Here is a 12,388-nt window from a genome sequence, read left to right as displayed (position 1 = left end):
AAAGTGTTGAAAGTTCCGAAACGATGTGGCCGGATGTATCGGGTGAGCGCATCGTATGTGTGTGTAGACGGTTCGAAATGATCACTCAAAAAGCAAAATATGCGTTGCGGGCGCTGTCTGTTCTGGCTCAGACCGAGGCGGGCGAGCCGATGATGATTTCCGATATTGCCGCGCAGCAGAAAATCCCGAAGAAATTTCTGGAACAGATCCTTCTCGACCTGAAACATCAGGGCATCGTCATCAGCCGCCGCGGCAAGCAGGGTGGTTATCTCCTGCGCAAGCCGGCGAATGAAATCACCTTCGGCGAGATCCTGCGCATCATCGACGGGCCGATCGCGCCGCTACCCTGTCTTTCCATCACCGCCTATCGTCGCTGCGACGATTGCGATGGCGAACAGACCTGCGAAATCCGCCATGTTTTCGCCAGGGTCGCCGACGCCACCCGCAAGGTCCTGTTCTCGACAACCATCGCCGATGCGGTGGCGCTGCCGGAAAACGCCGAGGTCACGCGGCTGCTGGCCTGAGTGGGGCTTCAGCCGGCGGCGTGCTCTTCGCCAGCTTCTTTCTCGATTGTCCGACGCGCCCGGATCGCCGCGGCGATGAAAATGCGCGAGAGGCCATGATAGAGCGGTTCGCGCGATAGGAGGCGCGAGGTGACATAACCGATCATCGACACCGCCATGATCGGAATGACGGCCTGATGGTCGCCTGTCATTTCCAGGATGATGACGAAGGCCGTCATTGGCGCCTGCACAACGCCTGCGAAATAGCCCGCCATGCCAAGGATCGCCGCCAATGCGATGCTGCTGCCAATGAGCGTGCCGATCGTACTGCCGAAACCGGCGCCGACGGCGAGCGACGGCGCGAAAATGCCGCCTGGAATGCCTGATATCATCGACAGAAAACTTGCCAGCAGTTTTTCGACGAAGAACAGCAGGGGCAGGGCATGTCCTTCCACAGCGCCGCGCGCTTGGTCATAGCCGGTGCCGAACGTGCTGCCGCCGGACGTGACGCCGATCGCGGCAACCACCAGGCCGCAGCAACCGGCAAGCATCAGCATGCGCTTGAGAGGCTGCGGCTGTGCCCACCGGCGAACGCGTATGCCGGCATATAGCGCAAAACCGCTGAAAGCGGCCCCGAGCGCGCCGCCGCCGACACCGCAGATCAGGACGAGGCCCCAATCCGCGAGCGCGGCCGGAGCGGCATTGGCTGTGCCGAAATAATTATAGCTGCCGGAGAGACCGAGGGCGGCAAGGCCGGAGAGGATAACGGCAGTGAGTACCAGACCATTGGCACGCGATTCATAGGTGCGGCTCATTTCTTCGATGGCAAAAACGATGCCGGCGAGCGGAGTGTTGAAGGCGGCGGCAATGCCTGCCGCCGAACCCGCCAGGATCAAGCCTTTGGCCTGCGCCATGCCGCCGAAGCGGGCAACCGCCAGCATGAAGGAGGCGCCTACCTGCACCGTCGGTCCCTCGCGGCCGATCGAGGCACCGCAGAACAGCCCGAGAATGGTCAGCACGATCTTTCCAAAGGCAAGCCGAAGCGACAGCAGCTTCGTGCGGTCTTCGTCATGATGCAGATGCCGCGCCGCGATCGCCTGCGGAATGCCGCTGCCTTGAGAATTCGGAAACAGTGTCGCCGCAAGCCATGCCGAGAGCACGAAGCCGAGCGGCGTCATGACGAGCGGCAACAGCCAGGTCCATTCTCCGGAACTTATCACTCCGGCAAAGGCGCGCTGCGCCAGGTCGGCCAGCTTGGCGAAACCGACGCTGATTACTCCGATCGCCAGAGCCCCAGTCCAAAACACCAGCCGCGGCCGCCAGAGATGGATCGAACCCCAGAAAACACGAGAACGGCGGAGGAGTTTGGATTTGCGGTAGATAGGGGGCATGGATTTCGAGCCGGACGGACTATCAAATCGTGACGCTGCACTTTAGGTCCGAACGTTTAACCGCAGGATAAAGATCGCGATAGTCAAACTGTGTTACGGTCGTTCACCTCAGACCCGCATTGGCTGACACGACGGTAACCGTCCTCGCCGTCCGGCATCAGCGGGAAGAGGATTACCATTGAAACCATCGACGTTTACCGATCGCTCACCGCCCATCGCGGGTTGATCCACGGCTCCTGGTTTGATCGCGCCAGCCTTGGCTTGCCGAGAATATGGTCGGCAGCTTTTTCGCCGGTCATGATCGAAGGACCGTTGAGATTGCCGTAGGTGATGTGCGGAAAGATCGAGCTGTCGGCGACGCGCAGGCCATCGACGCCGATGACGCGGGTGTCCGGGTCGACCACGGCCATGGGGTCGTCCTTCGAGCCCATCTTGCAGGTGCCGCAAGGGTGATAGGCGCTCTCCAGATGGTGGCGCAAAAAGGCGTCGATCTGGTCATCGGTCTGGACGTCTGGGCCTGGCTGGATTTCCGGGCCGCGATATTCGTTGAAGGCCTCTTGCCCGAAGATTTCGCGTGTGAGGCGCACGCAATGGCGGAATTTTTCCCAATCCTCCGGATGGCTCATATAGTTGAAGCGGATGACGGGATCGGCCTTGGGGTCAGAGGAGCGCAACGTCACGGCACCCCGCGATTTCGACAGGTTATAGCCGACATGCGCCTGGAATCCGTGGCTCTTCGCCGCCGCCTTGCCGTCATAGCTGATGGCGACCGGCAGGAAGTGATATTGGATATCGGGCTGCTTGACCCCCGGCGCAGATCGCACGAAGGCACAGGCTTCGAACTGGTTGGAAGTGCCGAGGCCGGATTTGAAGAACATCCACTGCGCGCCGACGATGCCCTGCATATACCAGGGCAGCCAGGAATAGAGTGAAACCGGCTTCAGGCTGGTCTGCTGGAAATAGAATTCCATGTGGTCCTGCAGATTGGCGCCGACGCCCGGCCGGTTCACTTTCACCTCTATTCCCATCTCCTGCAAATGCGCACCGGGGCCGATGCCGGAGAGCATCAGCAGCTTCGGTGAGTTGAAGGAGGAGGCCGAGACGATGACCTCGCGGTTCGCCTTGACGATCTCGATCTTGCCGCTGCGTTCGATTTCGACGCCTGTCGCACGGCCGTTTTCGATCACCACCTTGCGGGCGAGGCAACGGATCAGTTGGACATTCGGCCGCTTCAGCGCCGGCTTCAGATAGGCGGTCGCCGCCGACCAGCGCCGGCCGGCCCAGGTGGTCTGTTCCATCAGGCCGAAGCCTTCCTGCTTGCCGCCGTTATAATCTTCGGTCGCCTCGAAGCCCGCCTGCTTGCCGGCTTCGATGAAGGCATGGAACAGCGGATTGCGGGCATCGCCGCGCCGCACATGCAAGGGGCCGTCGGTCCCGCGCCAGCCCTCTTCGCCGCCATGCGAATGTTCCATCCGCTTGAAATAGGGGAGCACATCGGCATAGGCCCAGCCATTAGCGCCAAGCTCCTCCCAGCGGTTGAAATCCTCCGCGTGACCGCGGACATAGACCATGCCGTTGATCGAGGACGAGCCACCAATGACCTTGCCGCGCGGCGCCGTGATGCGCCGGTTGTTGAGCTGCGGCTCCGGCTCGGAGAGATAACCCCAATTATAGCGGCTCATGCTCATCGGCCACGCAAGCGCTGCCGGCATCTGGATGAAGGGTCCAACATCGCTGCCGCCAAATTCCAATACGATGACCGAATGCTTACCGTCTTCCGACAGCCGATAGGCCATGGCGGAGCCGGCGGAACCTGAGCCGATGATGACGAAATCTGCCTGCATTTTTGTCTCCGTGTGGCCGTCCCGATCCTTCGAGGCTCGCCTTTGGCGAGCACCTCAGGACGAGGCGGATCATCGTCTGCGTTTGCGATTGGTTGTTCTCGACCTCACCCTAAGGTGCCGCCGCAGGCGGCCTCGAAGGGCGGGGTTGAGCCGCGATGTTGCGTTAATAAGGCGCCTGCACCGGCCCCATGCCGACATAGACCGTCTTCAGCTCGGAATAATGCTCCAGCGCCGCCAGCGAATTCTCGCGGCCGAAGCCGGATTGCTTGGAGCCGCCGAAGGGGATTTCGACCGGCGCGAGATTGTAGGTGTTGATCCATAGCGTGCCGGCTTCGAGCTGGTCGACGACGCGGTGCGCGCGAGTGAGATCGGCGGTAAAGACGCCGCCGGAAAGGCCGAATTCGGTGGCGTTAGCGCGAGCGATCACCTCTGCCTCGTCATCGAAATCCAGTACGCACATCACCGGGCCGAAAATCTCTTCGCGGGCGATCGTCATATCGTCGGTGACATCTGCAAAAACGGTCGGCTGTACGTAATAGCCTTCGCCGGCGACATTGTTGGGAATGCCGCCGCCGGCGACCAGCGTGGCGCCTTCCGCCTTGCCCTTCTCGATATAGGACAGCACCTTCTCGCGCTGTGCCCAGGACACCATCGGGCCGATTTGTGTCGCCTCGTCCATCGGGTCGCCGATCAGCATGGCATCGGTGCGTGCCTTCAGGCGCTTCAGGAATTCGGACTTGATCTTCCGGCTGACGAAGACGCGCGTGCCGTTCGAGCAGACCTGGCCAGTCGAATAGAAATTGCCGAGCATTGCGCCGCCGATGGCGCTGTCGAGATCCGCGTCATCAAACACGATGAGGGGCGATTTGCCGCCGAGCTCCATGGTGACGTGCTTCAGGCTTCCCGCAGCCGATGCGGCGACCTTGCGGCCGGTCGGCACGGAGCCTGTCAGCGACACCTTGGCAACGTCGGGATGGTTGATCAGCAGCGGCCCGGTTTCGCGGTCGCCCTGGATGACGTTGTAGAGTCCCTTCGGCAGGCCGGCCTCAATCAGGATCTCGGCAATCTTCAGCGCGCCGAGCGGCGTGTTTTCGGAGGGCTTGAACACCATGGCGTTGCCTGCCACCAGCGCGGGCGCGCCCTTCCAGCAGGCGATCTGCTGCGGATAGTTCCATGCGCCGATGCCGACGCAGACGCCGAGCGGCACACGCTTGGTATAGGCGAAATCGCCGCCGAGCGGGATGTACGAGCCGTTAAGGCCGGCCGCGGCCACGCCGCCGAAGAATTCGAAGCTGTCGGCGCCGGAGGTCGGGTCCGCGACGATCGTCTCCTGGATCGGCTTGCCGGTGTCGAGCGTTTCCAGCTCGGAAAGCTCGCGGTTGCGCTCGCGCATGATCTCGGCGGCGCGCTTCAGAATGCGGCCGCGCGCCGTGGGGCTCATGGCCGCCCATTCCGGCTGCGCGCGTTTGGCGCTGGCGATCGCTTTTTCGACGATGGCGGGAGTTGCCGCATGTAGCCGGGCAATGACTTCACCCGTCGCGGGATAGATGCTTTCGATGGCGGTGCCGTCGGTATCCTCGACATATTCCCCATCGATGAAATGCGAGGCTTTCGGCTGGGCTTTGAGGGTCATTTTATCGGTCCTTTTGAAGGGCGGCCTTTTGGGAAAGCGGCGCAAGCAGAGCGTTGATGTAATCTTCGGTAAGCGCAATCGACGCTTCGATGCTGATCGGCGCCGATCTCAGACTTTGACGGATATAGAGACCATCGATCATCGCAGCAGCGCCCTCGGCGATGCGTTCTGCGTCTTCGCCCGAACACAGCGCCTTGAGGTTGGCAAGCAGGTTGGAGCGCAGCCGCCTTGCGTAGATGACGAGGAAGCGGCGCGTCTCCTCGGAACGCTGAGCCTCGGCATAGAAGGCAAGCCAGGCGGCAATCGTCTCCGGCGCGAATTGATCGGCCTGGAAGCTGACGCGGATGATGGCGGACAGTTTCTCTCGTGGCGTCTTTGCCGACCTCAGCGCTGTCACCACGCTGTCGCGCAGACGCTGTAAGTGACTCCTGACGGTCTCGATCAAAAGCTGTTCTTTGCTGCCGAAATAGTGATGGGCGAGGGCGGGAGACACTCCTGCCTGCTTGGCGATTTCGGACATGGTGACAGTCAGCGAGCCGTGATCGCCGATCACGCGCATCGCCGCATCCACAAGCGCCTTGCGGCGCACCGGTTCCATCCCGACTTTCGGCATATATCACCCCTGAACTGGCGGTGATTATATTTTTGATTGATTGATCAATCAACAAAAAATTAGAGCCGATTTGACCGACAACAGAATCTGCTGCTTTCCAAGATACATCCTGTATCATACCCCCGGGAACGAGGAGGTGCAGTCATGGTCAATGTTCTGGATGAAGTTCCGCCATCCGCTGTGCGCGGCAAATGGGGATGGTTCGTTGCGCTGGGTGTGTTTCTGCTCATTTGCGGCGGGATCGCATTTGGCAATCTTTTCATCGCGACTGTCGTATCGGTCTATTACATCGGCATGCTGATGCTGATCGGCGGCGTCATTCACCTGGCGCACGCCTTTCAGGTCCGAGGATGGGAGCATATTCTGTTCTGGGTGCTCAGCGGCCTGCTCTATACGCTCGCTGGTCTTCTTGCCTTCGCCAATCCCTTGCTCGCCTCCGAAGCGCTGACGCTGTTTCTTGCCGTCGCGTTGCTCATAGCCGGCACCTTTCGCGTTTGGGTCGGCCGCAAGGTGAAGCCGGAACCGGGTTGGATATGGATTGTCATCGGCGGGGTGGTGACGGCATTCGCCGGCATTGCCATCGCTGTTGGCTGGCCGGTCAACAGCCTCTGGGTTCTCGGCCTGTTCCTCGCGGTCGACCTTATATTTCAAGGTTGGACGCTGATGGCCTTCGGCTTCGCTCTTAGGCAGTAGCGGCGGGTAACGGGAGGGTAACGAACTACTACTTTTGACAAGAGGTGTGAGCGGCGTTACTCTTTGAGCGCTTCCGTGGAGGAACGGAGTGGCGCTTAGCTGACGTTACGGCAGGCGCAGTTATCTGAGCATGCATATCTATTGAGATGTGCCTTCGAAGCTCCGACAATATGCATTGGAATATATCTCCAGCAAAGAGTTTTTCTAAAGAACTAAAAAGGGAGAAATATCATGCCGATGGTAACGGTTTCCATCTCTCCGCTTCAGGCTGCCGGCATCCGCGCGGCCGTTGACACCGGAACGTATGCTTCGAGTAGCGAGGTCGTGCGCGAGGCTCTGCGCATGTGGGATGCGGCGCGCAAGCGTGGCGAGATTTGCGATGTGCCCCACGCAGCCAATGATCCCGATAGCGTCGCGAAGAGCAGCCGGTGCGTTGCCGACATGTTCGCTGATTATGAGGCGGAACGACGCCGGCATAACTGAGCGGAGAACCACAACATCCGCCAGGAGATGACCGGCCTCCCTGGATCGAGGCGGCTTGGCCATGGGTTAACGCCCTTTTACCATTCACGAAACTTTCATATGGGGGAAAGGTTTCGTTGACCGTTGTGACGCATCTTGAGCCGAAAATCCGACAAATCCAAAGTTTTACGTAAAAACTTAGATCTAAAATTCTTAAGTGGAGAGGGGCATGGCCCTGACTGCCGCCATCGAGCCGGGTGCATTGCGCCGGTATGCCAGCGACCAGATTGTCACGCTTGCCAAGCTCGTTATCGAAAATGCTTTCCAGCCGATCGTCGAGACGGGCACCGGCGCGGTTTTCGGTTATGAATCCTTGATGCGCGGGCAGGAGCGCATCGGCTTCGACAGCCCGATCGAAATCCTTGACGAGGCCGAGCGCACCGGCCAGCTCCTGGGTCTGGAGCAGATGGTGACGAGCCGGGCACTGGCGAAATTTGCGACCCTTGCCAATGCCAGAACCGCAACCCTCTTCCTCAATCTCGATGTCCGGCTGATCCCGCAGGGTGAAATGCTGGTCGACGGTTTGCTGCAGCACATGAAGAAGGCCGGCATCGCGCCGTCCTCTGTCTGCTTCGAATTCTCCGAGCGCTTCGACAATACCAGCGTGCCGGAATTTTGCGATCTGGTCGCCAAAATGCGTGACGCCGGCTTCAAGCTTGCGATCGACGATTTCGGTGTCGGTCACGGCGAGATGAAGCTGTTATCGGACTATCCCGTCGACTATCTCAAGATCGATCGGCATTTCGTCGCCAATATCGATCGCAACGCCCGCAAGCGTCACATTCTCAGAAACCTCGTCCATATCGCACATGTCCTTGGCACGCGCGTCATCGCCGAAGGCATCGAGACCGAAGCGGAGTTCCTGGTTTGCCGCGAATTCGGTGTCGATCTCGTCCAGGGCTGGTTCATTGCCCGACCGACGACGCTGATCAACGAGCTGAAGCCCAGCTTCCCGCATCTACAGGATCTCGGCAAAATGGTCCGCAACAGCCAATCGCTGGACGAAATTCTCATCCGCAAACAAATCGAAGTGTTGCCGACCATCCGCGAGAATGACAGCATCGACAGCGTTTTCGAACTCTTCCGCCGAAATCCACGGCGAGCCTATTTTCCGGTCGTCAATGCTAATGGCGAGCCGCGCGGCATCATTCACGAATACCGGCTCAAGGAATATATCTATCAGCCCTTCGGCCGCGACCTGTTAAAGAACAAAGTCTATGAACGTTCGATCTCGCATTTCGTCGAGATGGCACCGATCGTCGGTTTGGATTCCGACGCCGATACCCTGATGACGATCTTTGCCAATATGGAAAGCAGCAACTGCCTGATCGTCACCGAGGGCACGCATTATGCCGGCATTGTCTCGGCCGCGTCGCTGATCAAGGTCATCAATGAGAAGCAGCTCAAGATTGCCCAGGATCAGAATCCGCTGACCGGCCTGCCGGGCAATCGCGCCATTCATAATTTCATGCAGAATGCCGGTCGCGACGGCGACGAGATCAGGCACTTCTGCTATTGCGATTTCGACAATTTCAAACCGTTCAACGATGCCTACGGCTTCCATCTCGGCGACCATGCCATTTCGCTGTTTGCGGCGCTGATGCGGCGCTACTTTTTCGCCGAGCGCCATTTCCTGGGCCATGTCGGCGGCGACGATTTCTTCATCGGCGTGACGGGTTGGAATGTTGACGAACTGCGCGAGGTTCTGGATCGGCTGCTTACCGATTTCCACGCCGACGTCCTGGAATTCTATTCGGCTGAAGACCGCGCCGCCGGCCGCATCCGCGGGCACGACCGCAGCGGCGCGGAGGCGTTGTTCCCGCTGATGCGTTGCTCCATCGGCATCCTGGCATTGCCCGAAGGGCTGGTCATCGACGATATCAGCCGCGTCAGCACCTCGATTGCCGGCATCAAGGCAAAGGCGAAGGAAGACAAAATCGGCGTGGCATATTTGAGTCTGGGCGAGACGAATTGACGCCCTCCCGTATCGGCTTCTTTTCAAGCAGCATGCGCTAAACTATCTCCACTGCTTTGCTGGGAAAGGAGAACGAGCCATGCCCTTGCCGTCTGAAATGCGTTTTGTGGATTTGCCATCCTTCGGTGCCCCCGAGGTCATGACGATTGCCCGTAGGCCTCTGCCGGTGCTCAAGGACGGCGAGATCCTCGTTCGCGTCGAGGCGGCCGGCGTCAACAGGCCGGATGTTGCCCAGCGCCAGGGCATTTATCCGCCGCCGAAAGACGCAAGCCCTATCCTTGGCCTGGAAATCGCCGGCGAAGTCGTCGATGTCGCACGTGGCGTCACGGAATTCGCCATCGGCAACAAGGTATGCGGCCTCGCCAACGGCGGCGCCTATGCCGAATATTGCGTTCTCCCGGCCGGGCAGGCGTTGCGCTTTCCAAATGGCTACGACGCCGTTCGCGCGGCGGCGCTGCCCGAGACATTCTTCACCGTCTGGGCCAATCTCTTCCAGATGGTCGGCCTTACCGAAGGCGAAAGCGTCCTGATCCACGGCGGCTCCAGCGGAATCGGCACGACCGCGATCCAGCTCGCGCATACTTTCGGCGCTATCGTCTACGCGACCGCCGGCTCGAAGGAAAAATGCGACGCCTGCGAAAAGCTCGGCGCAAAGCGGGCCATCAACTATAAAGAGGAAGACTTTGCCGAGGTCATCAAGGCGGAAACCGGCCATGGGGTCGATGCCATCCTCGACATGATCGGCGCTGCCTATTTCGAGAAGAATCTGGCCTGCCTCGCCAAGGATGGCTGCCTGTCGATCATCGCCTTCCTTGGCGGCGCGGTGGCCGAAAAGGCCAATCTGCAGCCGATCATGGTCAAGCGTCTGACGGTGACCGGTTCGACCATGCGCCCGCGCACGGCGGAAGAAAAACGCGCCATCCGCGACGACCTCCACTCCCAGGTCTGGCCGCTGCTCGATGAAGGGACCGTCGCGCCCGTCATTTACCGAACCTTTGCCTTCGAAGACGTCGTCGAGGCGCACAAGCTGATGGAGACCAGCAATCACATCGGCAAGATCATGCTGAAGCTGGTCTGAGGGTGAACGAGACGGTGACAGCGATGAGGCCCGGCAGTGCCATAAACGCATAGAGCCACGTGGCAGCAGACACGCTGCCGGCGACGCCGCCGGGGTCGGCAAGTCCGGCGCTGTTGACGATCACGCCCGCAAGCGAAGCTCCGAACGCACCGCCCAACGACTGCACCATCGAAATGGCCGCCGAAGCCTTGTCCTGTTCGGCATCGCCGACAAGGCGGATGATCCCTGCGATCAGGTGCGCCCAGCCGAGGCCGACACCGAAGCCCATCAGAAACATGGCGACAACGGTGGGAGCAAGCCAAACAAGTTCTCCAGTCGGATTGTCTCGGGCTACAAAGGCGATCAGTGAAGCGGTGGCGGCGGTTTCAAGCACGCTGCCGACGATGATGGCACGGGCGGCTTGCTTCCCCGAAAACGAGGCGCTGATGAAGGCGGCCGCGGTCCAGCCGAGCGCCACCAGGGCGACGAGATAGCCAGACGCCAGCGGCGGGACCCCGTGCAGGCTCTGCAGGAAGTAAGGGATATAGATGTCGCTTGTCAGCACCATCATCATCGCAAACATCATCAGATAAAGCCGGGAAATCGGCCGAGCGAGCGTGACGGCGTCCTTCGGCAGCAGCCTCGCGTTGCCCTTGCGTTCAAGGATCAGCATTGCCGCGATGAAGGTGACAGCGAGGCCGATCAGCAGGATCTTCGTCGATCCGTGATCGCTTGTGCCGGCAAGGCTCGTCAGCAGGACCGCGGTGAGCAGAAGCGCGATCTGGATCAATGGCGGTTTTCCCTCCGCGCGGTCGTCCTCGACGCGCGGCAGCAGCCATCGCGCTGAAAAAGCCATGATGCCGGCCGCCGGCACGAGGATGATGAAGGCTTCGCGCCATGCGCTGCCGGCGGAAAACAATCCGCCGAGCGTTGGCCCAAGCACCGTCGCCACGCCCCATAGTGCGGCATAGAGTGTGGAGGCCTTGCGCCACAGCGGCTCGGGGTAGACGAAGCGGATGAAGGCATAGGCGAGGGCTGCGAGCATGCCGACGCCGAAGCCTTGTACGGCGCGTCCGGCCAGCACGACAGGCATCGCCGGCGCGATGGCGCAGATCAGGTTTCCCACTCCGAATATCAGCGCCGCAGCGACATAGACCGCGCGCAGGCCTATGCCTCTCGGCCGTGTCGCAACGGTGATCGAGCCGAGCACGCCGGCCGCGACGAAAAGTGTCGTCATCCAGGAAAACAGCTCCAGGCCGCCGATATCGCGAACGACGGAAGGCGCGATCGTCGCGGTGATGTAGGATTCGACGGCATAGAGGGCGACACCGCCGCCAAGCATCAGGGTTGCCGGCAGAAACTCAGGTGAGAAGAGGGTGAAGAGAGAGGTGGAGCGAGACGTATCTGCATTTTGGATGCTCGACATCGGATGATCCTCGGCATTTTCCCTAGCGAATAATTATTTTCCAAGTTATAAATTGGAAAATCACACAGGCTCGAAGTTAAAACAAGAAAAAACTTGGAAAAATGCGCCAATCGCCCGTCAATCGAATTCTGATCCTGTTGAAAACCGACGGCCCGCAGCTCGCATCGACGATCGGCAATGCGCTCCGCATATCGTCGGAAGCGGCGCGCCAGCAACTGACGAAGATGGGCGAGGAGGGCTTGGTCGAGCCAGTGACGGAATCAGCATCCGGCAGGGGTCGGCCGCGGCAGTTCTGGCACCTGACGGCCGCCGGCAACCGCCAGTTTCCAGACGGCCATGCCGATCTGACCGCGACACTTCTGACGACCATGGCCAAGCAGTTGGGGCAAGGCGCGGTCGATGCGGTCATTTCCGCCCGCGAGGCGGAGACCTTAAAGCGCTACCGCAGCGAGATCGACGTCTCCGCCGATCTACCATCGCGCGTCGCGACGCTTGCGGCCATCCGCACGCGCGAGGGCTATATGGCCGATCATTGGCAGGAAGAGGACGGTTCGCTTGTGCTGGTGGAGAACCACTGTCCCATCTGCGCTGCCGCGACCGCATGCGTCGGCTTCTGCCGCTCGGAACTCGAGACCTTCCGTGCGACGCTTGGGGCAAGCGTGGAGCGGGAAGAGCACATCCTGCTCGGCGCGCGGCGTTGCGCTTATCGGATTCGAGCGCTCTGAAGTCAA

The 12,388-nt window shown here is 60.4% G+C and carries 11 protein-coding genes; 6 read left to right on the top strand and 5 right to left on the bottom strand.

Annotation, left to right across the window (positions count from 1 at the left end; translation table 11 throughout):
• The first annotated feature begins 77 nt into the window (after positions 1–77).
• A complete protein-coding gene (locus ACXHXG_RS02485) occupies positions 78–524 on the top strand; it encodes an RrF2 family transcriptional regulator (RefSeq protein WP_457898405.1) in 447 nt (148 codons plus the stop codon).
• Positions 525–532: 8 nt separating this feature from the next.
• Here ACXHXG_RS02485 and ACXHXG_RS02480 read toward each other — a convergent pair whose 3' ends face one another.
• The 4 genes from ACXHXG_RS02480 to betI all read right to left on the bottom strand — a co-directional run bounded on the left by ACXHXG_RS02480 (position 533) and on the right by betI (position 5,984).
• Positions 533–1,894 (bottom strand): chloride channel protein, encoded by a 1,362-nt coding sequence (locus tag ACXHXG_RS02480; protein WP_457898404.1) that lies wholly within the window; start codon positions 1,892–1,894, stop codon positions 533–535.
• Positions 1,895–2,088: 194 nt separating this feature from the next.
• Entirely contained in the window at positions 2,089–3,738 is a 1,650-nt protein-coding gene (betA, locus tag ACXHXG_RS02475) for a choline dehydrogenase (RefSeq protein WP_457898403.1), read from the bottom strand.
• Between the two features lie 163 nt (positions 3,739–3,901).
• Positions 3,902–5,371: a betaine-aldehyde dehydrogenase gene (gene betB / locus ACXHXG_RS02470; protein WP_457898402.1), complete on the bottom strand. Its 1,470-nt coding sequence runs from the start codon at positions 5,369–5,371 to the stop codon at positions 3,902–3,904.
• 1 nt (position 5,372) lies between these two features.
• Positions 5,373–5,984 carry a transcriptional regulator BetI gene (gene betI, locus ACXHXG_RS02465; protein ID WP_457898401.1) on the bottom strand — a complete coding sequence of 204 codons (612 nt, stop codon included), beginning with the start codon at positions 5,982–5,984 and terminating at the stop codon, positions 5,373–5,375.
• Between the two features lie 144 nt (positions 5,985–6,128).
• On the opposite strand from betI, the gene ACXHXG_RS02460 reads away from it, so the two are divergent.
• From ACXHXG_RS02460 to ACXHXG_RS02445, 4 genes are all read left to right on the top strand, one after another.
• Positions 6,129–6,677: an HdeD family acid-resistance protein gene (locus ACXHXG_RS02460; protein ID WP_457898400.1), complete on the top strand. Its 549-nt coding sequence runs from the start codon at positions 6,129–6,131 to the stop codon at positions 6,675–6,677.
• Between the two features lie 231 nt (positions 6,678–6,908).
• Positions 6,909–7,160, top strand: a complete 252-nt coding sequence (locus ACXHXG_RS02455) for a ribbon-helix-helix domain-containing protein (RefSeq protein WP_104822351.1) — start codon at positions 6,909–6,911, stop codon at positions 7,158–7,160.
• A 208-nt stretch (positions 7,161–7,368) separates the two neighbouring features.
• Positions 7,369–9,174, top strand: coding sequence for a GGDEF domain-containing protein (locus tag ACXHXG_RS02450; protein ID WP_457898399.1), 1,806 nt, complete (start codon positions 7,369–7,371; stop codon positions 9,172–9,174).
• Between the two features lie 79 nt (positions 9,175–9,253).
• Positions 9,254–10,252 carry an NAD(P)H-quinone oxidoreductase gene (locus tag ACXHXG_RS02445; RefSeq protein ID WP_457898398.1) on the top strand — a complete coding sequence of 333 codons (999 nt, stop codon included), beginning with the start codon at positions 9,254–9,256 and terminating at the stop codon, positions 10,250–10,252.
• Here ACXHXG_RS02445 and ACXHXG_RS02440 read toward each other — a convergent pair.
• On the bottom strand, positions 10,233–11,657 hold the full coding sequence (locus ACXHXG_RS02440; protein WP_457898397.1) for an MFS transporter: 1,425 nt from the start codon (positions 11,655–11,657) through the stop codon (positions 10,233–10,235). The two genes, ACXHXG_RS02445 and ACXHXG_RS02440, sit on opposite strands and share 20 nt — an antisense overlap.
• A 101-nt stretch (positions 11,658–11,758) precedes the next feature.
• On the opposite strand from ACXHXG_RS02440, the gene ACXHXG_RS02435 reads away from it, so the two are divergent.
• On the top strand, positions 11,759–12,382 hold the full coding sequence (locus ACXHXG_RS02435; protein ID WP_457898396.1) for a helix-turn-helix transcriptional regulator: 624 nt from the start codon (positions 11,759–11,761) through the stop codon (positions 12,380–12,382).
• Positions 12,383–12,388 lie beyond the last annotated feature (6 nt).

The organism is Rhizobium sp. LEGMi-198b (assembly GCF_054114205.1).
The sequence above is the reverse complement of the archived record's forward strand: the minus strand, read 5'-3'. Positions and strand labels throughout refer to the sequence as shown.